Genomic DNA, 24,938 nt, shown 5'->3' on the forward strand with positions numbered 1-24,938 from the left:
CCCTGCCAAGTCACGCCCGACCCGAAAGTTCGACAATAATGTCGTCGACCCATCGCAGGGTATTGTCATCCATAGATTGCATATGCCGGTATTTTGCAAATTGCTGCACAATCAGTTCAAGCCGTTCACGAAAGACCGGTGGCTGCTCCAGATCAAGCAAACGATCCGCCATCGGATCGAAAGCAGCATTCTGGAATTCAAGCGACAGACTAATCCTTGGCTCGCTGGCAAAGGCACTTGCCCGTCCCCCCCAATGATACAAATCCTGTCGCCACCCCATTACAGTCCCCGGCCCGGCTGGCAATGCCCGAACGTCTTGCAAAGCCACATCTTCCGGTTTAGCAACCGGCTGATGATAACACTTTTCGAATGAACGCGGCAATACGTACATACAGCCGTTATCAGGGTTTGCAATGCCCAGTGGCACCCAAAGCGACAGACTGATCAGCATGTCATCGCCGATTGCACTCTCCCCCTGATAATCGCGATGTGGGGGCCATCCACGCCCGTCCTCCCCGGGATTGACATGCCAGGCCCAAAAATGCGGAAGCAGCTTAACCCGATCCCCCAGGAAATGGTTCAGCAACGGGCGAAGCCGTCTAAACACCTGCCACGCCTCGTCGTAAAGATAGATCATCGCAGGCGGCAAGCCATTCGCCACCAGGTTTTCGATCCCGGCCCGCAAATCCATCAGGCTGTCAACGGGCAAAAGGCCCCTGATCAGAAAATACCCATCCTCCCAGAACCGCTCCGAATGGGCAGCACCATCGAACCCGCCCTGATCAGCCCCGATTGGTGGCACGTCCCCGATCCGGGCGTCATCGCCGGAAATCGTCAATTGCGGATTGATCGAAAGCCAGCTTGCACGTTCGCAGGCTTGAAATGCGGTTATCATGGCGGAAATCCAAAGCAGGTTTTCGCGGACGATACGAAGTCACCTGCCCCCGCGCAAGTCCGACTTGCGCGCGAACCTGTCACGCGTTACGCAGATAGCATTCTGTTTTAATGTTCTGCACAGCCATTTCCGGCCAAAGGCACATAAATGACCCTGCAATCCCCATCACATGGTGGCGCCATCGACAAGGCAGCCGAAAAATATGGTATTGCGCCGCAGGAATGGCTTGATCTGTCAACAGGCATCAATGCCACCCCATGGCCGATATCGTCTTTTGATCCCATCCATTGGCAACGCCTGCCACTGGCAAGCGAATTGACTGCATTGAAGCAGGCCGCCGCCGACTATTACGGCATTCCTGATATCAAGCATATTGTTTGCGCCCCGGGAACACAGGCATTGATCCAGACCATTCCCTTCTGGTTTGCAGATCAGGGCAAACGCGCAACAGCCCATATCATTGGCCCGACATATGCCGAACATGCCTTGGGCTGGAAACGCGCCGGGTTCAAAACAAATACCGTCATGACAACACCGGAAAACCGCAAGACCGCAATTGCAGATATTCTGGGATCACCGGGCGGCAGAAATGACATCGTCATTCTGGTTAATCCAAACAATCCCGACGGCGGTCTGATTGATCAGGTCACGCTGACCGAACTCGCCCGAATGGCGACAGAAAACGGCAAATGGCTTCTGATTGATGAGGCCTTTATGGATTGCAGTCCGAAACACAGCATCTGTCCAAAGTGCCATGAACTCGACCATCTGATTGTTTTGCGTTCGTTTGGCAAGTTTTTCGGTCTTGCAGGTCTGCGGCTGGGATGTGCCGTCATGCGTCCCGATCTGGCAGCGGATTTGACTGACCGGATAGGCCCATGGGCAATCGCGGGACCCGCACTTGCCATCGCATGCACAGCATTTGGCGACTGGGCATGGCAATCCGGTATGCGCAATCAGCTGTCTGACGATGCAAAACGCCTTGATGCCCTGATTGACGCACATTCCGATCTGGCTTTGCTAGGTGGAACGTCACTGTTCCGGCTTTATCACGGCAAAAACGCCACAGGTCTTGCCGACCATCTGGGGACACAGGGTATTCTGGTACGATTATTTGATGATGATGCGGGCCGCATCCGCTTTGGCCTGCCCGGTCCGGAAAAGGATTGGCAACGATTGGAACGGGCACTGGCAGCTTTCAGAAACTAGACTGCCTATTTCGCCTCGTTCTCTTCCCAGGCCTGCTTTTTGCGATAAATGGTCGACGGGCTGACACCAAGCGCATCCGCCGCACGCGGGATTGATCCACCGCATCGCGCAATCGCTTCTTCTATCGCCTGCTTTTCCACCAGCCAAAGCGGTTTGATTCCGGCATAACGGCTGTCCATCGGCAACCCGGCGGGTATCGATGCCATCGCGAACCGGCCATCCGCACCAATCATGGCCGGAGCCGAGGTCGTATCCATATGATGTGCCTCTGCATCGTCGCGCAGGTTGCGCGCACCGGCCAAGAAGGCCAACGCATCCGGGTCACCTTCCCAAAATCGACCGGCATCTTCCAACCCGTTTGACACAACCGGATGGGGTGGTGGTGCTTCGATGGATCCCGACCCAAAACGTTCTTCGTCCGTGCCGCTGTTAACCGGGCGGGGCACCATCGACATGGTGACTTCGGTGCCGTTATTCAGCACCACAATGTTGCGGATGATGTTCTGCAGCTGGCGGATGTTGCCCGGCCAGGCATAGCGCGCGAACAAAGCGGCCACGTCTGGGCTGAACCGTTGAAAATCGCGTCCTTCTTCACGGGTGAAGCGTTGCAGATAGAAATTGGCGATCTGCAGGATATCATCATCGCGATCACGTAATGGTGGCATGTGAAGCGGAATCACGTGAAGACGATAATACAAATCTTCGCGGAAACGTCCGGCACGTACTTCTTCAAGCGGATCGCGGTTTGTTGCGCACACAAACCTTACATCAACGCTTTCAATCGAACTGCCACCGACTTTCTGGAACGTCCCGGTCTGGATGAAGCGCAGAAGCTTGGTCTGCAGATCAAGGTCCATTTCGCAAATTTCATCAAGAAACAGCGTTCCACCAGCGGCCCTGTGGGCAGCCCCTTCGCGGTCAATTACGGCACCTGTAAACGCACCTTTGACATGACCGAAAATCTCGCTTTCCATCAAATCCTTGGGGATCGCACCACAGTTCAGGGGAATGAACGGTTCGTTGACGCGCTCGGACCGGCGATGAATTGCTTCGGCGGCAAGTTCCTTTCCGGTACCTGACTCTCCGGTAATGAAAACCGTTGCCCGGCTGGGGGCTGCGTTTTCAATGATGCGATAAATATCATGCATCGTGTCCGATCCGCCAATGATGTCAAAATACATCTCGTCGGTGATATTTTCGCTGTCCGTTTTTTTTCCGGTATCATTGACCGCGGCCCGGCCTTCAAGCGCATCACTGACCGTGACACGAAGTTTGTCGGCGGTGAAAGGCTTCAAAAGAAAGTCCCACGCCCCGTCACGCATGGCCTCGACCGCGATATTGACCGAACCATGCGCTGTGATCACAACCACCTTGCATTCCGGCGCGGCCTGATGGGCAGCACGCAGAACTTCCCGACCATCCATGTCTGGCAGAATCAGGTCAAGGACCAGAACGTCTGGCGGATCACTGCGCAGCCTTTTGATCGCATCCCGACCGTTGACGACATGCTCGACCTTGTGACCGTCCGCACGCAAATAGTCCTGATACACCCGCGCGAGCGACAAGGTGTCTTCAACAACAACAATGCGTGCCTGATCTGGCATTTTGTGGTTCGCATCCCGATCTAACCATCTATCGGCAACCATACCGATAGTGACATTACATGCACAACTGCTAACCTGTAGTCAGCTGATTCGTTATCCCATACAAATCAGCTTTTGGTTAAAAAAGGCATAGTTTCAGTAACATTGCTCGCATCCGGGAGTATCACGGCTTGAATTACACCACCGAAAAATCCGGCAACACGATCAAAGTAGAACTGAATGGCCGATTTACATTTGGGGACCATTCCAGTTTTCGCAAACTGATCGAAGAAATCCGCAGTCAGGAGGCCGAAATACAAATTCTTGACCTTTCCGGGGTCGAGTTTATCGATTCAGCCGGGCTTGGCATGCTGCTGCTTGCACGTGACGAAGGTGAAAAGTCCCGTGCCACGGTCATACTCAAAGGCGCGCAGGGACAGGTCAAACGCATGCTTGAAGTTGCGCGGTTCGACACTCTGTTCAAACTGGAAGACTGACAATGCCTGCAACCGGCGAGGTTCAGCCACGCCCATTTGTTGCCGTTGCCGAACCGCTTGACCGCGCGCGGGCGGCACAAGTGCTTGATGGTCGGCATATCTTCGGGGATGGAGCCGGTGCTCATGCGGAACTTTTCTTTGGCCGAAGCCCCGAAGATTTTCCTCACAGCAACCGATATCAGTTATGCCTGATTCCGTCCGAAACCGGCCGGGAATGGTTGGGCGCACTGGTCCGTCTTAACTGCAATTACTTTGTTGAATGCTATGACGGGCTTGATTTGGTCGACCTTGGCCCGTTGCGAACGGCCAAACGAGGCGCCAACTGGGACCTTCTGGTCTGTATGTCGACACAAAGTGCGTATCAATTGCCGATGGCACGCAAATTTGTCACGGCCCTTCGCCACCGCGGTATCATTCACGACACGATCGCACCGACGGTCGAAATGGCGGTTCAGGAAGCCTTCGCCAATTCAATGATCCACGGCAATCTGGAAATGAATACGACCGGCCATCTGTCGATGGATCGCTTCAACGAACTGGGTGAGGAAACAGCACGCCGCCTGGCATCACCGGTCTATGGCGGGCGGGTGATCATGCTGACCGCGAAAAAACGACGCAATGGCAATGTCGAAATTTCGATCAATGATCAGGGAAGCGGCTTTGTCCCACCCGATGAAACGCCAGTTCCCAAACTGCCCGGTGCGGAATCCACCTTTGGTCGTGGCCTGCCCCTGATCAGAAGCCTTTGCCACGATGTCAGCTTTGATCGCGGTGGAAGGACAATCCGGCTTACCTTTGCACCTGATACCGCCGCATCCCTGCCGTTGAACACGACTTTTGCCGCCGGACTGGAGGCGGCTGAACGTGCATCGGGTGAAGCAGACCTGCGTAACCCGCGCGATGCCACGATCCTGATTGCCGACGACACCATGATCTCGCGCGAAATCATCGCGTCCTATCTGCGATCGGATGGCTTTACCAATCTGGTTTTTGCCAAGGATGGCGAGGATGCACTGGAGCAGGCAAACAAACATAATCCCGACCTGATCATCCTTGATATTATCATGCCGAAAATGGATGGTTATGAGGTCTGCAAGGTTTTGCGCGCCGACCCTTCATTTGCCGAAACCCCGATCATCGCCCAGACAGCCCTTGAAGAAAACGAAGGTCGCACCCGTATTTTCGAAGACGGTGCAACCGACCTTATTCTGAAACCGCTGAACAAGGCGGAAATGATCGCACGCACGCGCATCCATCTTGAAAACCGCCTGCTGGTCAAACAACTGCAGGCCTATCAGGAACGCACGCAATCCGAATTGGAAATGGCGCGCGACATGCAGGAAATGCTGATACCGAAGGCGGAACAGTATCGTGGTATCGGTCTTGATTATGGCATGACCATCAGCGCCAGCTTCCAGATGTCATCCGAACTTGGCGGTGATATGTGGGGACTGGCCCCGATTGATGACGACAGGCTTGGTGTTTACATCGTTGACTTCGCCGGTCACGGTCTTGGTGCAGCGCTGAATACATTTCGCCTTCATTCCCTGATCTGGTCGGATGACCGACATGACGATGATCCCGGCGCGTATCTGGAATCCCTTAACCGCCACCTCAAGGGGCTGCTGCCGGTTGGGCAATATGCGACCATGCTGTATGGCATTATAAACCGTACTGCCGAAACATTCCGCTATGCCAGTGCGGCTTGTACGTCGCCGGTTCTTGGCAATGTCAAAACCGGCTCGACCACGTTTCTTGATGGCTCTGGCGTCCCGCTTGGCGTTATTCGCGATGCCAGATATGAAACGCGTGAAACCGCCTTTGGTATTGATAACTTCCTGCTGCTATACAGCGATGCCCTGATTGAAACCGTGCTTGATGACGGCGCGCTGCTTGAAGGTGACCGCCTGCTGCATCTGGTACAGGATATTATTTCGGAAACAGGCGGCATGCCGGATCTGGCATCCCATCTTGCCGATCAGTTCATGGATCGGGCACCGGTCAAACTGCATGACGACTTTACCGTGGTGTCATTGCAACCCAACCGGCAAACCCCGGAAAACCGTTAATTCAGGAACCACGGCTGTGGTGGGGAAAGTTCCTGTGCAGGCATATGATCCTGCAAACCCCAGACGCGTGCAGTATCAGCAGGCACCTTCCAGGTCGCAGATTTGTCTTCCTGGATGCGGCTGGTGATTACCGAGCGGATCAATGCAGCCAGTCCCTTTCGGGCACCGGCATGATCCGGATCAGCTGATAACACCGCCCCCAGTTGATTGAAGGCACGCATCCTGTCGCGGCATCCGACAAGGTCGGCGGCGACCACACGCAATTCACGGGCATCGGGCCGCAGGCTGATTGCGATTTCAAGATGTTCGAGCGCGGTTTCACGCGCCCCGTTCTGCAAATAGGTCCGGGTCAGTCCCAGGTGGGTTGCCGGATCAAGATCATCCAGCAACAGGGCCCGTCCAAACGCATCAAGAGCAAGACTGCCAAGCCCCATATCCAGCAGAACATGCCCCATTACCCGTAATCGGGCGGGTTGGTCAGGCAGCGTATCAATCAGATTGCGAAGACGGGTGCGAATTTCAGGCGCCAGATCAATGCCATCAATCGTGACCGCCGGTATCTGGGGTGAAATGTGCGTCTGGCCTGACATCTGTCCGAAGCCCTGTTCCCGTCTGAGATGGCGAATCGTAACGACTCGCCAGAATCCTTGCAATAGCCAATAAAAACAACGAGTCGTTTCAATTGCTTAGATCGGCCGCAAAATCGGTATCCGGTGCTGTCCGGCGCACGACGCGGACATATGCCACTATCTGCCATGCCGGATGACCAGAAGAATACCCTGATTGGGTTGCGGGAAGATTAACCGGGAAACCGACATCAATAGGGCAAATCCGCAGCCGATTTTGCCCTATTTGCGATCACGTATCTAATGATGGGAACGTTATGATTTTGCGTCTGCCGGTCGGGGAGCTGATGGTGGATCTGCCCGATCCAGACCTGCCACATTGGGTAACGCATCCCAATCAATCGTGGCCGATGGCCGGGCAAAGAAATATCCCTGCGCCAGATGCCCGCCAAGACGCAGAACCTCGTCACGCTGTTCGGGTGTTTCGATCCCCTCAATCACACAATCCGTGCCCAGATTATCGCACATGTCGATTACGGTTTTGACAATCCGCTGACTGCGTTCGCTGGTAACAATCGGTTCGATAAAACTGCGATCAATCTTCAGACAGTCGAATTCCAGTTCATGAACATAGCGCAGGCTGGAATACCCGATTCCGAAATCATCCAGCGCAACCTTTGCCCCGTGGCGGCGCAAATAGCGAATGCTGGCACGAGCCGACACAAAATCGCGCAGCAAAGCCGTTTCCGTCACTTCAAATGTCAGACGTCCCGGATCAATCCCAAAGAATTTGATCTGATCAATCAGCCAGTGCGCCATGTCGGGCAGAACTATATCGCGGGCCGACAGGTTAAACGACAGCGGTACATCCTGCGGCCAGGCGATCATGGATTTCAGGGCCTTCTGGAACAGGATCGTCGACAAAGTTCCGACCTGTCCGGTTTTTTCGGCCACCGGGAAAAACATTTCGGGTGAAACCCGCCCCATTTTGTCGTTATCCCACCGGGCAAGCACCTCGATCGAATGCAGTTTGCCGCTATGCAAATCAAAAACCGGTTGATAGTGGATCGACAATTCGCTTTCCAGATCGGCCTTGCGCAGGGCCTGTTCGATCTGGCTGTCATGGCGGATCAGGGTTTCGTGATGGGCGGCGAACAAAACCGGATGGCCCGGCATGTTTTTCTTGGCGTAGTAAAGCGCGAAATCGGCACGCTCGAACAGGGCGTTGGGTTTACGCGCCACCGCCGGGTAGGTCGCAAAACCAAGCGAAGCGGAAAGCTGCACCGTTCCCCCGCCAACCTCGAACGGATCATTAAGCGTTCCGCAAAGTTCCCGTCCGATACGGATCAGTTCCGCGGCATCCGTAATATCGTCAAGGATCACACCGAATTCATCCCCACCCAGTCGCGCCAACAAGACATCCGGTCCCAGAATGTCGCGTAAGCGGGCGCTGGCTTTGACCAGCACATCATCGCCAGCCGGATGGCCATGCACGTCATTGACCGGCTTGAATCCGTCCAGATCAATCATCGCAACCGCAAAACGCCCGCCGTCCTTTGCGCGTGCTACCGCTTCGTCAAGATGGGAAAAGAATGCGCGGCGGTTGGAAAGACCGGTCAATGCATCACGAAAAGCCAGTTCACGGTTCTGGTTGGAAAGCTCGATGGTTTTAGTGTGCTGCTTTTCCAGATCGATTTGCGATTCCACCAGTCCGGAAAACGCCGCGTAGTAGCTTCGGATGATCTGGACAATCATCAAGGATACCATCGCCATATTGGCCGCAATCGCGACATAGACCTCGTTCCCGGTCGACCCGAAATGCAGGATGAAAGACCCCAGAACGATGATGACGACCAAAAGAGCAGCCGGGGGAAAATGCAACAGACAGAAGATGCACCCAACCACTGTGATCGAGATGAAATAGGCGACATGCCCCTGTTGATAGGCATCACCATAACCAAACATCTTGATCGCCCAGGCAGTGAAGACGACGCTGATGACTGCGGCCAGAATGCGGATACGGCGCAAATGCAGCACCGCACTGGCAAAATCATTTGCCGTATCACGCAAGCGCATCCATGCAAGCCCGCGGATCAGACAGACAATCCCCAGAACCGCTGGAATATAAACCGTCATCCAGTCGGGTGCGGTTCCGTAATGCGTGAAAGCCAGCGCGACCGCGTTTGCAAAAAGCAGGATGTAAAGTAACGGGATTTGACGGGAAAGGGCCTTGACCTGCGCGCGAACCAGTTCGGGTTGATCTTCCCGAACGCGGAACGTCCCGACAATGCTCCGGCACAAATCCTTTAACGCCACACCGATGCGCTTTCCCCGTGGTTTTCTTACTACAGGAAAATCTTATACGAAAATCCGCGGCAAATGCAGCCCTTTCAGTGCGCCCTCAAACAATCGGATGATTTTGCCCCTGATCTCCCTGAAAACTTTTACCCATTACTGCCGGTTTTCGATTTTTTGCGCTTGGCTTTGGACGACTTTTCCGCTGCCGCACGATGCGCAGCACCAAGTGCCATATGGGCAAATTCCATCAATTGATCAGGCTCGTCCAGCCAGTCACCCGGAACCTCGAAATAAGACAGTGTCATCGGGCGACCTGATGGCACACAAAAGGGTGCCATACCTTGCGCATCGTAGGCCCCGGCAGTTTGTTCATCGCCTTTCAGATACAGCACATCGTCATCAATGATCGCAAAAACACCCCATCGCAATAAAGCCCGAATGCACCAAACATCCGGTTCGGGCGGATGTTTCCCAGTGGGGATAACAATTCGCTTACCATCTGGACAAATTCGTTATCGGCCGATGCCATTGAGGATTTCCCCCTCGACGCCTTCGGAAATCAGGTAGTCACGTAATGTCCGCCCCGGTGTCGGCCGGAAATGATCTGCGGTGATCTGCATGTTCTTGATCCGGTCTGCACGGAAAACGCGGAAGGCCTGGCGAAGTTCGCACCAGCTTGCCAACAGCCAGATGGTGCCAAAAAACAGCATCCCCAACGGCCAGACCCGCCGGTTGGTGTCATCCCCCTTGGCATCGGTGTAATCGATATTGATCAGATGCCGTTCACGGATGGCACGCCGCAAATCGGGCATCGAAATCGCAATCGGGGCCTGTGCGATTTCGGCAATCGCAATCGGCACCCCGCCAATAAGACCCCGCATTTTTTCCGGCAAGACCGCCTCGATCTTGGTCAGGGCATCGCCCGCGGCCCGCGCCATCTGCGGATCGGTCCAGCTTTGCACCATGCGTGCGGCAACCACCAGTGCCTCGATCTCGTCGGCATCAAACATCAATGGCGGCAGGTCATAACCATCGCGCAGGATATAGCCCACCCCCGCCTCGCCTTCGACCGGAACACCGGACGCGGCAAGATCGCGAATATCGCGGTAAATCGTGCGTTCGGAAACTTCCAGTTCCTCGGCAAGTTCGCGCGCCCGGCACAGTTTGCGACGGCGCAAAATCTGTACAAGACGGAAAAGTCGGTCGGCCCTTCTCATGTTCGCTCCTTTCTCAGCATGACCGAGAAATTATCATAACGCTCCTGACAGGCTCCTGTCAGGAGGTATGTGCAAACATGACAATTATCGGGAACAGGGTTTCAACATTCGTCAGGAGAAAACCAATGAAAGTCACCAGCGCCTTTCCGATTATCGTCACCGAAAAACTGACAGAAAGCCGGACTTTTTACGAAGAACTCGGCTTTGTCGCCGTCTTTGCCGGGGACTGGTATATCCACCTTGTATGGCCAGAATGCATGGAAGTCCAAATCGGTCTGATGCAGCCCGGCCATCCGACACAGCCGCCGCTATTCCATGGCCGCACCATGGGCGACGGCAGCATCTTTGGCATCAGCGTCGAGGACGCCAAAACTGCCGCCGATGAGCTACGCGCCAAGGGTTTCGAATTTGCGCTCGAACTGCGCGACGAACCATGGGGCCAGCGTCATTTCACCCTGCTTGACCCCAATGGGGTAAGGATCGATATCGCCAGTCAGGACGCCGAAATGAGTGATGAATATGCCAAGGATTTCCTGATGCCGGTCGAAGGTATCCCCGCCTGATCCCTTCGCGTCACCAATATTCGCGCTCTCCATCACCTGATTGCGGAACCAAACACATGATCCCTGACCACATCTCGCCCCCCACGTCAGATTTTAAAAAAACCAACACCTTCCATGTCATTCCCCTTGCTCCGCTGGGGGTGTCATGAGGAAAAAGGTATTTCTGCCAACCTTGATGTTCTTTTTGCTGCCGGGGTTCAATACCCCGGCACAGTCAACCGAACCAGGGCTCCCAATGAACACCGATGAAAAACAGGTTCTTGATACCGTTCTGTCAATGACACGCGCATTTGAAAACCGCGATATCGAAGGCGTTTTGGCGCATTATGACCATGATGCGGTTATTGCCTTCAAACCGGGTACTGCCACAAGCGGTGCCATGGAAATCCGCGATCAGTTCATTCAGTTCTTTGCCATCAACCCGGCCTTTGATTACGGCGGACACAAGGTATTCGTCACCGATGATACCGCCCTTCACATAGCGCCATGGACGATGCAGGGAACGGCGCCGGACGGAACGCAAATCAATGATAAAGGCCTTTCGGTTTCTGTTCTGAAACGAACGAACGGCAATGTATGGCGGATCATTATGGATGATCCCTATGGCGGGTTACTGGCACAGTAACCCCGGATTTTTACGGGATGGCGTAACCAACGACGTCATCCCGTGCTTTTGACAAAGGCATCAATCGCGTTGATCGCTTCGGCAATATTGCCTTCCTGTGTGTGACCGGACTTCTTGCGCGCGTCGAAATCATGATCACCGTCGGAGACCCAGTGAAGGGATACCGTGTCGGCCAGACCATAACCCGCCACCTCGTCCGGACTGCCAAACGGGTCGCGCGTGCCGTGACAAATCAGGGTAGGTGTTTTCATCGTCTGTAAATGCGCAGTCCGCAGGTTTTCAGGCTTCACCGGTGGATGAAACGGATAACCAATGCAGACGACACCACGCACGCCAAGGTCATCTGCGACCATACTGGCGATCCGCCCGCCCATTGATTTGCCACCGATCACAAGATTTTCAGGTGTGCCAAGCTGTTCCACAACCTGCCCAAATGTCTCGATCAGAACCGGGGCCCGATCCGGTCCGCGCTTTTTTCCATCCACCCGGCGTTTCGCCATATAGGGAAATTCAAACCGCGCCACGCGATAGCCACATGCCGCCAGACCGGCCGCCATTTCATTCATGACCGGGCTATCCATTGCCGCCCCCGCCCCATGCGCCAGCAAAATGGTCTGCTTGGCATCATCAGGCCCGTCAAAGACAAAATCGATGGTCATGACAATCGGGTATCCCTGTTCCTGTGGCTTTCAAAACATAAGCCATCGCGATTGATCGGGCCAAGTCCCAATCCCCTGCCTGCCCGCTGTTTCCCCGCTATTCATCCGAAAAACTCGCCATATCAGGATGTTTCGGTTTATCATGATCCTTCCCCAAAGCAGTGCGCCAGACTCAAACGGCGTCGCCATCCGCCCCGATCCGATACCTTGCCCCAATCAGGTGCCCCATGCCCAAAGACCAAATCCTGCTGGATCCGGCACGTACCGCCCTTGTCATGATCGACCTGCAAAACGGCATTCTGGCCCAGTCCCTGCATCCGCGAAGCAGTGATATGGTGCTTGAAAATGCCCGCAATCTGATCGCCAAATTCCGTTCGGCCAACGCCCCCATCGTTCTGGTCCGCGTTTACTGGTCTTCTGACATGGCCGATGCCCCGCACCAGATGGTTGATCTGCCATCCGTCCCGGCGAAATGCCCGCCCGAAGATTGGGGCACCCTTGTGGATGACTTGATACAACCCGGCGATATCGTCATTACCAAACATCAATGGGGCGCGTTTTACGGCACCGATCTTGATCTGCAGCTTCGCCGTCGCGGGATTGAAACCATCGTCCTTGGCGGTGTTGTCACCAATTTCGGCGTGGAATCCACTGCCCGGTCGGCGTGGGAACACGGCTATAACATCGTGATTGCCGAGGATACCACCGCCACCAAATCGGTCGAAATGCACCAGTTTTCAATCACCGAAATCCTGCCGCGCATTGCGCGTGTCCGCCAATCAGCCGAACTGACCTTTACCATCCCATAACCCTGCCGCCCCAAACAAAGGCTTTCCCGTGCCAGATAACTCGCCCCATGCGCCCCACGCACCCAAGTCCCCCAAACCCAACTCGCCCCCTGATCGGGAAAAGCTCGGCAAAATGCCGCATCTTATGCAATGGGGATTGCTGATTGGCGTTTCGCTTGTGCTATCCGTGATCCTGCATGATGCGGATATCCCGGCCGCCCTTTTGCTCGGCCCGATGATTGTCGGCATTGTCATGGGTACCAATGGTGCCACCATCGCCATGCCAAAGCCGATCTATCTTGGCGCGCAATCGGTCCTTGGCTGCATGGTTGGCGGGTCGATGACCGCCGGGATCATCACATCTTTCATGCATGACTGGCCGCTGGTTCTGGGTGTTACGGCACTGACATTGATCGCCAGCAGCTTTTTAGGCTGGATATTGTGCATCAAGCAGGTCCTGCCGGGAACGGCAGGCATCTGGGGATCATCGCCGGGTGCCGCATCCGCCATGGTCATCATGGCAGAGGCCTTTGGCGCCGACGCCAGGCTTGTGGCCTTCATGCAATATGTCCGGGTGGTGATTGTGGTTGCCGTGGCATCAAGTGTTGCCAATTTCTGGGTCGATCCGGCATTGGCGGCGGCCCATCCGCATCAATGGTTTAGCCCGTTTGATATCGGCGATTTTGGTATCACAGTGGCAATCGCCGTCATCCTGTGCATTGTCGGGGCAAAGTCACGTTTGCCATCGGGGCCGCTTCTGGTGCCGATGATCGTCGTCATGGTGTTAAGCATCACCGGTATGGTCGATATCGTCCTGCCTGAATGGTTTCTTGGCCTGACCTATGCCGTGATCGGCTGGATGATCGGGTTGAAATTCACGCCTTCGGTTTTGCGTCACGCAGCCTATGCCCTGCCGAAAATCCTGATTTCGATTTTCGTTCTGATCGGTTTTTGTGCCGGGATTTCGGTATTGCTGGTGATTTTCATGGATGTTGATCCACTGACCGCCTATCTGGCCACCAGCCCCGGCGGGCTTGACTCGGTCGCCATCATCGCGGCCAGCACCAATGTCGACCTGTCCTTTATCCTGGTGTTACAGGCAACGCGCTTTTTCATGGTGCTGCTGTTTGGTCCGCCATTGGCACGCATGGTGGCAAAGCGCACATCTAAATTCCCCGACAGGATGGTCTAACCCTCACATCGCAAGGATCTGACCGACAAAGCCCTCCACCCGGTGGCTGAGTTCCGATCCTTGTGTTTCAAGATTCCGCGCAGCATCGGAAAGTTCGCCCGCGACCTGCCCGTTATGGGAAATTGCTTCTGCAATATCGGAAACACTGGCACCCACCACACGCGCCTGTTTCAACGCATCAAGCGCATCCCCTGCAACGGTGCGACAAATTTCAACCTGCCCACCGGTTTGATCCGCGGTGATTTCAGCGCGCGCCTGCAAGTCGCCCATCGCATCGGAAATCCGGTCGATATCCCCACCAGCCTTTGAAATCGCCCCGGTGACGCCATCCATCCATTGGGCGATTTCGGCGGTTGCGGCTTCGGATTGCCCTGCCAGGGCCTTGACCTCCTTGGCGACAATGGCAAATCCTTTTCCTGCTTCGCCAACACGTGCCGCCTCGATCGAGGCATTCAGCCCCAGCAATTTGATCTGGCTGGCGATGGCCGAAATCGTCGCCAGCATCTTGCCCGCATCGGCTGCACGCGCCTGCAATTTGGCAAATTCATCGCGCATGTCACGTGCCTGCGCCCCCAATGCACGGGTGGTTTCCACATTCGTCCCCGCATCATCGCCAATCGTGGTCAACGCCGCCTGAAGCGCATCCATCTGACCAGCGACATTTTCAATCCGGGAAAGGGCGGCATCGGCCGCCTGATCAATCCCCTTGCCACATGAATCCGTCCGCCGGTTGCTTTCGCCCAGCACATCAATCGCACTGCGCATCTGGCTAACCGCGGCACCCAGCATCCCGACCGTACCCTGCACCTGGCTTTCAAAATCCGATGCCAGTTTTTCGCGCGCGGCCAGTGCCGCATCACGTTCGAGCACGCGTGCGACCTGCCCGCCAACAAAGCCAAGCAGTTCGAGCATCTCGTCATCAAGACGGGCGATATCACGGCTGAAAAATTCGATGACGGCCACCACTTTACCGGCCATTTTGACCGGCAGCGCGAAACAGCCCTGCAACCCGTTCCGGGCAGCCCCGCTGGCGCGCAGGAAGCCGTCCTTAGTAACAACGTTTTCGATGCAGACTGGTTCCCCCGTCTTTGTAACCGACCCGATCAGGCCCTGCCCGATGGTGAAAACCGTGGCCTCTGACTGCAACCGAAAATCTGCCAGATCACCCGGCGATACGCCCCGCCCGATCGACCAGATTTTGGCCGAAGACAGCGTATTGTCTTCGCGAAGCAGGTAGGCATGACCAACTGGCCAGTGGCAATAATCGCAAACCGCATCAAGAATACCGGCAATCGCCGCGTCACTTTGTCGCGCATCATCGGCAATTGTCCCAACCGTGCGCAACAGGCGAAGAATATCGCCAAGCCCGGCCTCGCGGACCTGTTTTGAACGGCTGTCTTCATCGGGGGAAACGGAACGCATGAAACCGGCAAACATTGAACTTCTCCGAGGCATGGGACATCTGAAATCGACCGTGCATAACGCCATCCGGTCGCGCGATTGTCTTGCAAGCCTCGTTGCCTGCCGATTGTTCGTGACTGCGCCTTTGCAATCACGAATATGATGCTAACGTGATTTTGCACCTGCGAAAAGAATTTTCTGTGCGCATCGGCAGAACTGCGCATCCCCAAAAAAGGCACCAGCGGCGGGCTGAATTATCCCGCCACCGGTACCTTCAAACATGTCTTTGGCAACAGGGGACTAACGCAAAACCTTGCGGAAAACACCCGATGCAACCATCACACCGAAAATCACCAGTGCCACCGCAATCGCCAGCGCAAGATTGCCTTCCTCACCAAGCAGGAACACACCGCCCAATGCGGTCAATGCCGGGGTCATCGCACCAAATGCCGAGGCACCGGTTGACCCGATATGACGCACCGCAAGCCCATAGGTCACCACCGCAACGCATCCCGCCAGCAGGCCCTGTGTGACGAGCAACAGCAGCACGTCATCCATCGGCGCATCGGGGATGTGCGTGCCCGTGAACAGGGCTACCACCGCCATGATCACAAACGACCAGAAGCCGACAAATGCCGCCGCTTCCAGCGCACCAAGGCCGCTTTGACGCATTGCGTGGGTATAGCATGCCCACATGAATGCCCCGGCCGACACAAGACCATAGCCATAAAGGATCGTGTCACCGGTCGAATGGCCGGGTTTAAGCACCGCCAACAGGACGATACCGGTAATCACCGTGGCATAACCCGCCAGCCGGCCCCAGCCCGGCCGTTCACCGAACATCACAACCGCAATCAGAACCGCCCAGACCGCCATCACACCGGGCAGCAAAATGCCCACATGGCTTGCCGGAACATATTGCAGGGCACTGGCCACGAGAAGCGTATAAAATGCGCCTGATCCCACTAGCATGATCAGGCCATTGGCAATCGAAAGCCCCTTGGGCCAGATCCCGCGTTTAAGCCAGATCGGGGCCAGCAACACAAACGGCACGACAAAGCGCAAAAGCCCGATATCGACCGCGGTAAAATCGGATGTCATGGCGTAGCGCGTGACAATCAGCCACGCCGCCCAGATCGCCACCGTCGCCAGGGCCGATGTCACACCGACCAGACGGCTTTCTGTTGCACTGTTCATGGCAACAGCAGAAGTTCGAGACATATCAGCATTCCCGCTAAAGGGTTGATTTTGCGAAAATCAGACCACGCAGCCCCAACCAAGGCAAGAATTTTGACCGTAGGTCAGCTATGCATAACCCGCCGCAAACAAAAACAGGGCAGCACGGATTGCCCACACTGCCCTGTTTCAAATCAGTAATATCGAAATCAGATGCCAAATTCGGCAAAGAAGTCATTGCCCTTGTCATCGATCACGATAAAGGCCGGAAAATCTTCGACCTCGATCTTCCAGACGGCTTCCATGCCCAGTTCCGGGTATTCAAGGACTTCGACTTTCTTGATGCAATCCTGCGCAAGGCGCGCTGCCGGACCACCGATGGAACCAAGATAGAACCCGCCGTGGTTTTTGCACGCATCCTTGACCTGTTTCGAACGGTTGCCCTTGGCAAGCATGACGAACGATCCGCCTGCGGCCTGGAACTGTTCGACATAGGCATCCATGCGTCCCGCCGTGGTCGGGCCGAACGAACCGGACGGCATGCCTTCGGGTGTTTTTGCCGGGCCCGCATAATAAACCGGATGGTTTTTCATGTAATCGGGCATGCCTTCGCCAGCATCAAGGCGTTCCTTGATCTTGGCATGCGCGATGTCACGCGCCACGATCACGGTCCCAGTGAGCGCCAGACGCGTCTTGACCGAATACCCGGAAAGCTGTTTGCGGATTTCATCCATCGGACGGTTCAGGTCAACCTTGACCACATTGTCATCAAGATGTTCGTCCGACACTTCCGGAAGATATTTTGCCGGGTTGTGTTCAAGGTCTTCGATGAAAATGCCGTCCTTGGTGATCTTGCCCAGAACCTGACGGTCGGCCGAGCACGAAACGCCGATGGCCACCGGGCAGCTTGCCCCGTGGCGCGGCAGGCGGACCACACGGACATCGTGGCAGAAATACTTGCCGCCGAACTGTGCGCCAATGCCCATTTCGCGCGTCATCTCAAGGACCTTCTGTTCCCATTCAAGATCGCGATAGGCCTGACCATGTTCGCCGCCCTCGGTCGGCAGGTTATCGTAATAACGTGCCGATGCCATTTTAACGGTCTTGAGTGCGGCCTCGGCCGACGTCCCGCCAATCACGATGGCAAGGTGATAAGGCGGGCAGGCAGACGTGCCAAGCGTTCTGATTTTCTCGTCCAAAAACTTCCGCAGGCTTTCCGGGTTCAGAAGCGCCTTGGTCTGCTGATACAGGAAGGTCTTGTTGGCCGAACCGCCACCCTTTGCCATGAACATGAATTTATATTCATTGCCCGGCGTCGCATACAGATCGATCTGGGCCGGAAGGTTCGAACCCGTGTTCTTTTCTTCGAACATATTAACCGGCGACACCTGCGAATAACGCAGGTTATGTTCCTGATAGGCGCGCCAGATACCCTTTGAAAGCGCCTCTTCATCGGCACCATTGGTGATGACCTTGCCACCGCGCTTGCCCATGACAATCGCCGTACCGGTATCCTGGCACATCGGCAAAACGCCGCCAGATGCGATATTGGCGTTTTTCAGAAGGTCCATCGCAACGAACTTGTCGTTCGGCGTTGCTTCCGGGTCATCAAGGATTTTGCGCAACTGTTCGAGATGGCCCGGGCGCAGCAAATGCGAACAATCGAAAAACGCCTGAAGCGTCAGTTTCTCAATCGCTTCGGGTTCGACTTTCAAAAACGTCTCGCCATTGACCTCAACGGTTGAAACGCCTTCGTCACCGATCTTGCGGTAAGGGGTCGTGTCCTTACCCTGCTCGAACATGGGTTTATAGACAAAATCACTCATGGGATAAGTTCTCGTCTCTCTCAAAAACAAGGTGGGTTTGTTTTAATTTGTGCCGTTCATAACGCCAAACGCGGCAAATTTCCACGATACATTAGATGAACAGACTTCCGGCAATCGGCGGGAAACCGGACCGGGCATGCGGGAAAGAAAAAAGGGCGAGCCAAATGCCCGCCCCTTTGAAACTCATTTTTTTCGAAACGCATCAAGGGCGATGACTTCGCCGGTTTGACCCTGTTCGGCGGGTTTTTTCTTGCCGCGCTTGGAAGGCTCGGTCACCAGCTGCGGGGTCGCGTCTTCATCGCCATCAACCAGATCGGCGTCAAGATCGTCATCTTCGTCGTAATCGAAATCATCATCGCCCATTTCTTCTTCGACGCTGAAAGTCAGCATGAAATTGGCAGACGGATCGACAAAGGCCAGCATGGCATCAAACGGAACAACCACGGTGGTTGGCATGCCATCGAAGCTCATGCCGACCGAAAAATGATCGTCTTCCGCTTTCAGGTCCCAGAACCGGTGCTGCAATACAACGGTGATATTATCCGGGTGCGCCTTGCGCTGTCCTTCAGGCAAAGCAACGCCGGGATGATTGGTCTGGAACGTGATGTAATAGTGATGCTCGCCGAAAAGGCCTTCTTCGGCCACGCGCGAAAGGATCTGCTTTACCACGCCGCGCAGCGCCTGATCGACCATAAGGTCGTAACGGAATTCTTCCGGTTCCTGCATCGATAATCCTGTGTCTGGCGGGTTTCCTGACGATTTCAGGATGTACCCGTCATTTATATATGGCACCTGATCGCGTCATTTGCAGATGACGCAATTGAATTGCTTCTATTCATAACGGAGACGGGGAGAAATACAAGAGCGGGGCGTTCTGTTGCTAGGTGCCCCATCCCCCACCAGACTACCGCTCCCGGCAATCGGAATTTCGCTTTGGTGCTAGTACCGCTTAGGCGGCAACAGCAACCGGAGCATTGTTGTCGTTTGCGTTTACAAACATTAGCCCGATAACGGTGGTACCATGCCGAGCGCCAACAGAGGCTTTTACTACACACGTCGATCCTATTTCGGCCCCAACATCTTCGCCTGAGTCGGACGAAGTCAGATAGATGAAAGTTGGTGGAGCCGCCGGGTACCGCCCCCGGGTCCGTAATGTCTATTCTGCCAAGTCGTGTAACGCCATAGTCGGGTTGCCCCGACAGCCCCTATATAGGTCAAATGGGTCTGCTTTCGCAAGGGAATTGGCAAAAACTTTCACCGGGTCGACCTTTAAGCCGACAAAGCAAACGAACGACGCCCTGCCATACAGCACCCAAGCCCTGATACCGTCACCGGGTGACTTGCCGCCCCATCCATTGCCAACTATGCTGCCCCAAACACGATTCCGAACAACAGGATGCGGCATGCAGCAATATCTCGATCTGATGCGTTTGGTGCGCGATACCGGCGCCCATAAGGAAGATCGCACCGGCACCGGCACGGTCTCGGTCTTTGGTCACCAGATGCGGTTTGACCTGTCAAAGGGCTTTCCGATGGTCACCACCAAAAAGCTGCATCTGAAATCGATCATCCATGAATTGCTGTGGTTTCTGGCAGGCGACACCAATGTCAAATATCTTCAGGACAATGGTGTGCGCATCTGGAACGAATGGGCCGATGAAAACGGCGAACTTGGCCCGGTTTACGGTGGTCAGTGGCGGTCATGGCGCGGGGCGAACGGCGAAACAATCGACCAGATCACCCAGTTGATCGACCAGATCAAAAACAATCCCGACAGCCGCCGCCTGATTGTTTCGGCATGGAATGTGGCCGATGTGCCGAACATGGCGCTGCCACCCTGCCACTGCCTGTTCCAGTTCTATGTCGCGAATGGCAAACTGTCCTGCCAGCTTTATCAACGCAGTGCCGATATCTTTTTGGGTGTGCCGTTCAATATCGCGTCTTATGCCCTGCTGACCATGATGATCGCACAGGTCTGCGATCTTGGCGTTGGTGATTTCGTCCACACGCTGGGCGATGCCCATCTTTACACCAACCACCTTGAACAGGTCGAATTGCAGCTGTCGCGCGAACCGCGCCCGCTTCCGGAAATGAAGATCAATCCGGCAGTCAAATCGATCTTTGATTTCAAATATGACGATTTCGAACTGACCGGCTATGACCCGCATCCGCATATCGCGGGCAAGGTAGCCGTCTGATGCCAGCGAACAATAACGACCGGATCGAACGGGTTGCCGTGGTTGCCGCCGCCAAAAACGGCGCAATTGGCAAGGATGGCTGGATGCCCTGGCACCTGCCCGAAGACCTTAAACGGTTCAAGGCGCTTACCCTTGGCAAGCCGATGATCATGGGGCGTGTGACGTTTGAAGCGATTGGCAAACCGCTTCCCAAACGCACGACCATCGTCGTGACACGGGATAAGGACTGGACGTTTGATCATGAAAATGTCCGGGTCTGTCATGATATCGAAAGCGCCATTGCACTTGCCGACCAGATTGCGGCCAAGGAAAATGTTAATGAGGTCATCATTGCGGGTGGTGCACAAATATACAAACTCGCCATGCCATACACCACACGATATGAGCTGACCGAAGTCCATGCCGAAATTGATGGCGATGCGTTTCTTGATCCCCTACCCGCCGAAAAATGGCAGGAAACCGCGCGTGCCACCGTCAACAATCCCGATGGGCCGGATTACAGCTTTGTCACGTTGAACCGCATCCGGGTGACAAGCTGACCGGGTAACTTTCTCCAACCAAACAAAACAATTCCTGTTTTCGCATTTCAATTCTAAAGTTTTTTGTCGGCAGGGCGTCAAACCGCCTGTCCGATAAAACCAAGAATGAAAGAGGACAGGTAAACATGTTTGAAGAATTCAAGAAGTTTGCCCTGCGCGGCAATGTTGTCGATCTGGCGATCGGTGTGATCATCGGGGCGGCATTCGGGCGGATTGTCACATCCCTTGTCGGGGACGTCATCATGCCGGTGATCGGTTATGTTTTTGGCGGCCTTGATTTTTCGAACTATTTCATCGCCCTGTCGGATGCGGTAACCGCAACCAATTATGCCGACGCCAAGGCACAGGGTGCAGTGATCGGCTATGGTGCCTTTATCACGATTGCGCTTAACTTCGCGATCATTGCCTGGGTGTTGTTCCTCGTCGTCAAGGCGATCAACAAGGCCAAGAAAAAAGAAGACGAAAAGGCCGGTGAAACGCCACCGCCCGCAACGCCCGAGGATGTCGCCCTCCTGCGCGAAATCCGTGACCTGCTCGCAACGCGCAAGGAATCGTAATCGCCACTTGCGGACTCGGACATCAGGGATGCGCGCAATACCGGTTGTTTCTGACTTTGTCGGTTGATATTGCGCGCTCTCACGCCTATTTTTGTTTAAGTTTCAGAACATTCATTCCAGTTACTGGAACAAGAAAGGATCATCGATGGCCCGCCCCCGCGCATTTGACGAAGAAAGCGTTCTTGATAACGCCATGAATATCTTCTGGAGCAAGGGCTTCGAGGCAACCTCCGTACAGGACCTTGTCGAGGAAACCGGGCTTAACCGTGCTTCCATGTATTCAAGCTTTGGCGACAAAAAGGCCTTGTTCCTGCGCGTTCTTGATCATTACAGCCAGAAGATCAGCACGAACCGATTTGCCAAACTGCGCGAAATGGCCGATGGCCGCGAAGCGATCATCGCGACGTTTCGCGATGCCAGTCGCGTCGGATGCGGCGAAGGCCGCCACAAGGGATGCCTGATGGTCAATTCCGGCATGGAACTGGCGCCGCATGATCCCGAAACTGCCGCGATTGCACAGGCCGCATTCAGCCGGGTCGAAGATATGTTTGCCCGTGCGCTTCGTCGCGGCATGGAACATGACACAATTGCCCGGGACAAAAACATCCGTTCGTTATCCCGGTTTCTGGCGGGCTCCATTCAGGGGGTGCATCTGATGGCGCGCCGCGGGGCGGACGAGGATACTCTGGCCGATTACGTCGATACCATCCTGTCCACCCTCGATTGATCGCCCCGATCTCGGAACAATGTCGGCCAGCTTCCAACGGGTGAATTCACATTCACCCGTTTTGCGTGTATATCCATCGCAGGTCACGCAACCATGTACGGGAAATGGCATGGACCAAGATACAAAATTCTGGGACAAGGCTGCTGCGAAATATGCCCGAAAGCCCGTCAGGAACCAGACGGCTTATGGCGAAACGCTGGACCGTACCCGTCATTACCTGACACTGGATCAAAATGTTCTTGAAATCGGGTGTGGCACCGGTTCGACAGCCCTGTTGCTTGCCCCCTCGGTCGGACATATCACCGCAACCGACCTGTCCCCCGCCATGATCACCATTGCCCAGGACAAGCTCGCCGATGGAAACCATTCGAATGTCCTCTTTCAGGCGGCCCGCCTGTCCGATGGCAGTCTTGCCGGTCAGGCATTTGATGCGGTTTTGGCATTTAATGTCCTGCATCTTGTCCGGGATATTCCCGCTGAAATCCGCACCATTCATCGCTTGCTTAAACCCGGCGGGTTCTTCATTTCAAAAACCGGCTGTATTGGCGAAGCGGGTCGTTTTCTTGCCATTCTGATTGCCGTCATGCGCAAGCTTGGCTTTGCGCCATTTGTCAATTCCCTACGCTATGGCGAGCTTGACGCCATGATTGCCTGCGAGGGCTTCGAAATCATCGAAACCGGCCTTTATCCTGCCTCCGACCATGCCCGGTTTGTGGTTGCCCGCAAACTTTGATCGCCGACCAGCCTTCATCACAGTTCGGTGATAGGACGATTTGTTGATTGTTATTCCAGAATGATCATTCCATATTTATCCTCATTCAGCCAGATAACAGTCACGAGGAACGAAATGTCCGCGATTACACCCCTGATGCCCCGCCAGAAAGTCCCGTCCCTTTCGGTCCCACTTGTTGGCGGCGGCACATGGTCGCTTGCCGATCAGACGCCGGAAAACTTCACCATGGTTGTATTCTATCGCGGTTTGCATTGCCCGATCTGCGGTAAATACCTTAAGGACCTTGATAACAAGCTGGCCGATTTCGCCAAGCGCGGCGTCAATGTGATTGTCCTGTCCTCGGACGCCGAAGACCGTGCGACCGAGGCCAAGCAGAAATGGGCGCTTGAAAATATCGATCTCGGTTATGGGCTTAGTCTTGAGAAAGCGCGCGAATGGGGCCTGTATATTTCGTCAAGTAACGGTGTGACCTCGTCCGGGGTCGAAGAACCGGCCCTGTTTTCCGAACCGGGTCTGTTTTTGGTTCGACCTGATGGCACGCTTTATTTTGGCACGGTACAGACCATGCCGTTCGCCCGCCCGGCCTTTGCCGAAATCCTTGGCGCGCTTGATTTCGTAATTGCCAAAAACTATCCGGCACGCGGCGAAATTGTTGATCATACCAATCCCTGATCACCTCAACGCCACATGAAAAACAGGCCGGTTTCAGGGAAATGAAACCGGCCTGTTTTTCATTGCGGGATGTTCAACCTCGGCGGCCCTAGCTGGCATAGCCTCAGCACCGATTGCCCCCCTTAATCCGTATCGCTATCGCCTTCCTTGCGCCGACGTGGTCGCAACACGATCCATGCCGCCACCAACGTCAGAACCGCCATGCCAAACCATGTGATGGCATACATCAGGTGATTGTTGGGGAAACTGATCCTCGTCAGGCCACCAACCGGCAGCTTGCCGGGATTATTACTGCCATCGGCATCAATGAAATATGGTGCAACATCATCCGGGTTAAGGCCGCGTTTGGCCGCCATGGCGCGCACATCGCGTGAATACCAGCGATCTTCGTCGGGCACGTTATCGCGCATAAAAGTACCGCCCGGCTCATCCATCCGCAAAAGGCCGGTAACCCGCGTATCGCCCGAAACCGTGCCCTCGGCCCGGCTATCGGGTTCGCGACGGTCTGTCGGAACAAAACCGCGATTGATCATGATGATCGTACCATCGACCCGCTCAAACGGGGTCATCACCCAGTATCCCGCACCGTAATCGGTGGCAGCATAAACGTGGCTTTCAAGATCATTGCGGTAATGGCCCAGCAGGGTGACCTTGCGGTATTCGTCGCGTTCACGGGTGACATTTTCCCAGTCGGCCCGGTCCGGTGCGGTTAACGGATCGCCATGAACTCGGGCATCAACCCGTTCAATCAGATCAAGCTTCCACGCCCGGCGTTCAACCTGCCAGATGCCAAGTGCCGAAAAACCTGAAAACAGGATCGCGGCCAGAATGCAAACCACGATACGGGTTCTGGTCGACGGTCGTGTATCGGTGGACAATTGGGTATCAGCCATTGCGTTGGACCTTCAAAACATCATCGGAACGAAAAAGGGCGCGATACCGGTAAAA

Annotated in this window: 25 protein-coding genes and 1 other RNA gene; 13 read left to right on the forward strand and 13 right to left on the reverse strand. The window is 55.0% G+C overall.

Annotated features, from left to right (window positions below):
* Positions 1-10 precede the first annotated feature (10 nt).
* The gene (locus AUP42_RS16185) at positions 11-895 is read right to left on the reverse strand and encodes a phytanoyl-CoA dioxygenase family protein (protein WP_062952628.1); all 885 of its coding nucleotides are present in this window, start codon (positions 893-895) and stop codon (positions 11-13) included.
* 147 nt (positions 896-1,042) lie between these two features.
* Between AUP42_RS16185 and cobD the strand changes: the two genes are divergently transcribed.
* Positions 1,043-2,104 (forward strand): threonine-phosphate decarboxylase CobD, encoded by a 1,062-nt coding sequence (gene cobD, locus AUP42_RS16190; RefSeq protein WP_062952629.1) that lies wholly within the window; start codon positions 1,043-1,045, stop codon positions 2,102-2,104.
* 5 nt (positions 2,105-2,109) lie between these two features.
* Here the strand turns inward: cobD and AUP42_RS16195 are convergent, their stop codons facing one another.
* Complete coding sequence (locus AUP42_RS16195) at positions 2,110-3,708, reverse strand: sigma-54-dependent transcriptional regulator (protein ID WP_062952630.1); 1,599 nt, start codon at positions 3,706-3,708, stop codon at positions 2,110-2,112.
* A gap of 170 nt (positions 3,709-3,878) precedes the next feature.
* Between AUP42_RS16195 and AUP42_RS16200 the strand changes: the two genes are divergently transcribed.
* Both AUP42_RS16200 and AUP42_RS16205 read left to right on the forward strand, forming a co-directional pair.
* Positions 3,879-4,184 carry an STAS domain-containing protein gene (locus AUP42_RS16200; protein ID WP_062952631.1) on the forward strand — a complete coding sequence of 102 codons (306 nt, stop codon included), beginning with the start codon at positions 3,879-3,881 and terminating at the stop codon, positions 4,182-4,184.
* Between the two features lie 2 nt (positions 4,185-4,186).
* The gene (locus AUP42_RS16205; protein WP_062952632.1) at positions 4,187-6,253 is read left to right on the forward strand and encodes a SpoIIE family protein phosphatase; all 2,067 of its coding nucleotides are present in this window, start codon (positions 4,187-4,189) and stop codon (positions 6,251-6,253) included.
* Here AUP42_RS16205 and AUP42_RS16210 read toward each other — a convergent pair.
* The 4 genes from AUP42_RS16210 to AUP42_RS16225 form a co-directional block, all read right to left on the reverse strand.
* The gene (locus AUP42_RS16210; protein WP_062952633.1) at positions 6,250-6,843 is read right to left on the reverse strand and encodes a tetratricopeptide repeat protein; all 594 of its coding nucleotides are present in this window, start codon (positions 6,841-6,843) and stop codon (positions 6,250-6,252) included. The genes AUP42_RS16205 and AUP42_RS16210 overlap by 4 nt on opposite strands.
* Before the next feature lie 291 nt (positions 6,844-7,134).
* The gene (locus tag AUP42_RS16215; protein ID WP_062952634.1) at positions 7,135-9,135 is read right to left on the reverse strand and encodes a putative bifunctional diguanylate cyclase/phosphodiesterase; all 2,001 of its coding nucleotides are present in this window, start codon (positions 9,133-9,135) and stop codon (positions 7,135-7,137) included.
* A 128-nt stretch (positions 9,136-9,263) separates the two neighbouring features.
* Complete coding sequence (locus tag AUP42_RS16220; RefSeq protein ID WP_231858318.1) at positions 9,264-9,545, reverse strand: TfoX/Sxy family protein; 282 nt, start codon at positions 9,543-9,545, stop codon at positions 9,264-9,266.
* Between the two features lie 84 nt (positions 9,546-9,629).
* Positions 9,630-10,334 carry a helix-turn-helix transcriptional regulator gene (locus AUP42_RS16225; RefSeq protein WP_007090760.1) on the reverse strand — a complete coding sequence of 235 codons (705 nt, stop codon included), beginning with the start codon at positions 10,332-10,334 and terminating at the stop codon, positions 9,630-9,632.
* A 125-nt stretch (positions 10,335-10,459) separates the two neighbouring features.
* Between AUP42_RS16225 and AUP42_RS16230 the strand changes: the two genes are divergently transcribed.
* A complete protein-coding gene (locus AUP42_RS16230) occupies positions 10,460-10,897 on the forward strand; it encodes a VOC family protein (protein WP_062952635.1) in 438 nt (145 codons plus the stop codon).
* A 235-nt stretch (positions 10,898-11,132) separates the two neighbouring features.
* Positions 11,133-11,522 (forward strand): YybH family protein, encoded by a 390-nt coding sequence (locus tag AUP42_RS16235; RefSeq protein WP_197468298.1) that lies wholly within the window; start codon positions 11,133-11,135, stop codon positions 11,520-11,522.
* 35 nt (positions 11,523-11,557) lie between these two features.
* On the opposite strand, the gene AUP42_RS16240 is transcribed toward AUP42_RS16235, so the two are convergent.
* Positions 11,558-12,181, reverse strand: a complete 624-nt coding sequence (locus AUP42_RS16240; protein ID WP_062952637.1) for an alpha/beta family hydrolase — start codon at positions 12,179-12,181, stop codon at positions 11,558-11,560.
* A gap of 227 nt (positions 12,182-12,408) precedes the next feature.
* Here AUP42_RS16240 and AUP42_RS16245 point away from each other — a divergent pair, with 227 nt between their 5' ends.
* Positions 12,409-12,990 carry a hydrolase gene (locus AUP42_RS16245; RefSeq protein WP_062952638.1) on the forward strand — a complete coding sequence of 194 codons (582 nt, stop codon included), beginning with the start codon at positions 12,409-12,411 and terminating at the stop codon, positions 12,988-12,990.
* Positions 12,991-13,102: 112 nt separating this feature from the next.
* Complete coding sequence (locus AUP42_RS16250) at positions 13,103-14,161, forward strand: AbrB family transcriptional regulator (RefSeq protein WP_062952639.1); 1,059 nt, start codon at positions 13,103-13,105, stop codon at positions 14,159-14,161.
* Between the two features lie 3 nt (positions 14,162-14,164).
* On the opposite strand, the gene AUP42_RS16255 is transcribed toward AUP42_RS16250, so the two are convergent.
* The 5 genes from AUP42_RS16255 to ssrA all read right to left on the reverse strand — a co-directional run bounded on the left by AUP42_RS16255 (position 14,165) and on the right by ssrA (position 19,804).
* Positions 14,165-15,598 carry a methyl-accepting chemotaxis protein gene (locus AUP42_RS16255; protein ID WP_062952640.1) on the reverse strand — a complete coding sequence of 478 codons (1,434 nt, stop codon included), beginning with the start codon at positions 15,596-15,598 and terminating at the stop codon, positions 14,165-14,167.
* Positions 15,599-15,862: 264 nt separating this feature from the next.
* The gene (locus AUP42_RS16260; protein ID WP_062952641.1) at positions 15,863-16,783 is read right to left on the reverse strand and encodes a DMT family transporter; all 921 of its coding nucleotides are present in this window, start codon (positions 16,781-16,783) and stop codon (positions 15,863-15,865) included.
* 164 nt (positions 16,784-16,947) lie between these two features.
* Complete coding sequence (locus tag AUP42_RS16265) at positions 16,948-18,564, reverse strand: fumarate hydratase (protein WP_062952642.1); 1,617 nt, start codon at positions 18,562-18,564, stop codon at positions 16,948-16,950.
* Between the two features lie 183 nt (positions 18,565-18,747).
* The gene (locus AUP42_RS16270) at positions 18,748-19,290 is read right to left on the reverse strand and encodes an SspB family protein (RefSeq protein ID WP_062952643.1); all 543 of its coding nucleotides are present in this window, start codon (positions 19,288-19,290) and stop codon (positions 18,748-18,750) included.
* 137 nt (positions 19,291-19,427) lie between these two features.
* Positions 19,428-19,804: a transfer-messenger RNA gene (ssrA, locus tag AUP42_RS16275) on the reverse strand.
* 163 nt (positions 19,805-19,967) lie between these two features.
* Between ssrA and AUP42_RS16280 the strand changes: the two genes are divergently transcribed.
* The 6 genes from AUP42_RS16280 to AUP42_RS16305 all read left to right on the forward strand — a co-directional run bounded on the left by AUP42_RS16280 (position 19,968) and on the right by AUP42_RS16305 (position 23,990).
* Complete coding sequence (locus AUP42_RS16280) at positions 19,968-20,762, forward strand: thymidylate synthase (RefSeq protein ID WP_062952644.1); 795 nt, start codon at positions 19,968-19,970, stop codon at positions 20,760-20,762.
* On the forward strand, positions 20,762-21,301 hold the full coding sequence (locus AUP42_RS16285) for a dihydrofolate reductase (RefSeq protein WP_062952645.1): 540 nt from the start codon (positions 20,762-20,764) through the stop codon (positions 21,299-21,301). Before AUP42_RS16280 ends, AUP42_RS16285 begins: the two co-directional genes overlap by 1 nt.
* Before the next feature lie 125 nt (positions 21,302-21,426).
* Entirely contained in the window at positions 21,427-21,858 is a 432-nt protein-coding gene (mscL, locus tag AUP42_RS16290) for a large conductance mechanosensitive channel protein MscL (protein ID WP_062952646.1), read from the forward strand.
* A gap of 145 nt (positions 21,859-22,003) precedes the next feature.
* Positions 22,004-22,585 (forward strand): TetR/AcrR family transcriptional regulator, encoded by a 582-nt coding sequence (locus AUP42_RS16295; RefSeq protein WP_062952647.1) that lies wholly within the window; start codon positions 22,004-22,006, stop codon positions 22,583-22,585.
* Positions 22,586-22,694: 109 nt separating this feature from the next.
* The gene (locus tag AUP42_RS16300) at positions 22,695-23,318 is read left to right on the forward strand and encodes a class I SAM-dependent methyltransferase (RefSeq protein WP_062952648.1); all 624 of its coding nucleotides are present in this window, start codon (positions 22,695-22,697) and stop codon (positions 23,316-23,318) included.
* A gap of 114 nt (positions 23,319-23,432) precedes the next feature.
* Complete coding sequence (locus AUP42_RS16305; protein ID WP_062952649.1) at positions 23,433-23,990, forward strand: peroxiredoxin-like family protein; 558 nt, start codon at positions 23,433-23,435, stop codon at positions 23,988-23,990.
* A 122-nt stretch (positions 23,991-24,112) separates the two neighbouring features.
* Here AUP42_RS16305 and AUP42_RS16310 read toward each other — a convergent pair whose 3' ends face one another.
* Entirely contained in the window at positions 24,113-24,883 is a 771-nt protein-coding gene (locus AUP42_RS16310; protein WP_062952650.1) for an SURF1 family protein, read from the reverse strand.
* Between the last annotated feature and the right edge of the window lie 55 nt (positions 24,884-24,938).

The sequence above is a fragment of the Thalassospira lucentensis genome, from assembly GCF_001613805.1.
Taxonomy (GTDB): Bacteria; Pseudomonadota; Alphaproteobacteria; order Rhodospirillales; family Thalassospiraceae; genus Thalassospira; species Thalassospira lucentensis_A.

Bases quoted from the DNA above. Each gene is read 5' to 3' on its own strand.
- AUP42_RS16185 (WP_062952628.1), bottom strand. From the start codon at position 895: ATGATAACCGCATTTCAAGCCTGCGAACGTGCAAGCTGGCTTTCGATC.
- cobD (WP_062952629.1), top strand. From the start codon at position 1,043: ATGACCCTGCAATCCCCATCACATGGTGGCGCCATCGACAAGGCAGCC.
- AUP42_RS16195 (WP_062952630.1), bottom strand. From the start codon at position 3,708: ATGCCAGATCAGGCACGCATTGTTGTTGTTGAAGACACCTTGTCGCTC.
- AUP42_RS16205 (WP_062952632.1), top strand. From the start codon at position 4,187: ATGCCTGCAACCGGCGAGGTTCAGCCACGCCCATTTGTTGCCGTTGCC.
- AUP42_RS16210 (WP_062952633.1), bottom strand. From the start codon at position 6,843: ATGTCAGGCCAGACGCACATTTCACCCCAGATACCGGCGGTCACGATT.
- AUP42_RS16225 (WP_007090760.1), bottom strand. From the start codon at position 10,334: ATGAGAAGGGCCGACCGACTTTTCCGTCTTGTACAGATTTTGCGCCGT.
- AUP42_RS16230 (WP_062952635.1), top strand. From the start codon at position 10,460: ATGAAAGTCACCAGCGCCTTTCCGATTATCGTCACCGAAAAACTGACA.
- AUP42_RS16235 (WP_197468298.1), top strand. From the start codon at position 11,133: ATGAACACCGATGAAAAACAGGTTCTTGATACCGTTCTGTCAATGACA.
- AUP42_RS16240 (WP_062952637.1), bottom strand. From the start codon at position 12,181: ATGACCATCGATTTTGTCTTTGACGGGCCTGATGATGCCAAGCAGACC.
- AUP42_RS16245 (WP_062952638.1), top strand. From the start codon at position 12,409: ATGCCCAAAGACCAAATCCTGCTGGATCCGGCACGTACCGCCCTTGTC.
- AUP42_RS16250 (WP_062952639.1), top strand. From the start codon at position 13,103: ATGCCGCATCTTATGCAATGGGGATTGCTGATTGGCGTTTCGCTTGTG.
- AUP42_RS16255 (WP_062952640.1), bottom strand. From the start codon at position 15,598: ATGTTTGCCGGTTTCATGCGTTCCGTTTCCCCCGATGAAGACAGCCGT.
- AUP42_RS16260 (WP_062952641.1), bottom strand. From the start codon at position 16,783: ATGTCTCGAACTTCTGCTGTTGCCATGAACAGTGCAACAGAAAGCCGT.
- AUP42_RS16265 (WP_062952642.1), bottom strand. From the start codon at position 18,564: ATGAGTGATTTTGTCTATAAACCCATGTTCGAGCAGGGTAAGGACACG.
- AUP42_RS16270 (WP_062952643.1), bottom strand. From the start codon at position 19,290: ATGCAGGAACCGGAAGAATTCCGTTACGACCTTATGGTCGATCAGGCG.
- AUP42_RS16280 (WP_062952644.1), top strand. From the start codon at position 19,968: ATGCAGCAATATCTCGATCTGATGCGTTTGGTGCGCGATACCGGCGCC.
- AUP42_RS16285 (WP_062952645.1), top strand. From the start codon at position 20,762: ATGCCAGCGAACAATAACGACCGGATCGAACGGGTTGCCGTGGTTGCC.
- mscL (WP_062952646.1), top strand. From the start codon at position 21,427: ATGTTTGAAGAATTCAAGAAGTTTGCCCTGCGCGGCAATGTTGTCGAT.
- AUP42_RS16295 (WP_062952647.1), top strand. From the start codon at position 22,004: ATGGCCCGCCCCCGCGCATTTGACGAAGAAAGCGTTCTTGATAACGCC.
- AUP42_RS16300 (WP_062952648.1), top strand. From the start codon at position 22,695: ATGGACCAAGATACAAAATTCTGGGACAAGGCTGCTGCGAAATATGCC.
- AUP42_RS16305 (WP_062952649.1), top strand. From the start codon at position 23,433: ATGTCCGCGATTACACCCCTGATGCCCCGCCAGAAAGTCCCGTCCCTT.
- AUP42_RS16310 (WP_062952650.1), bottom strand. From the start codon at position 24,883: ATGGCTGATACCCAATTGTCCACCGATACACGACCGTCGACCAGAACC.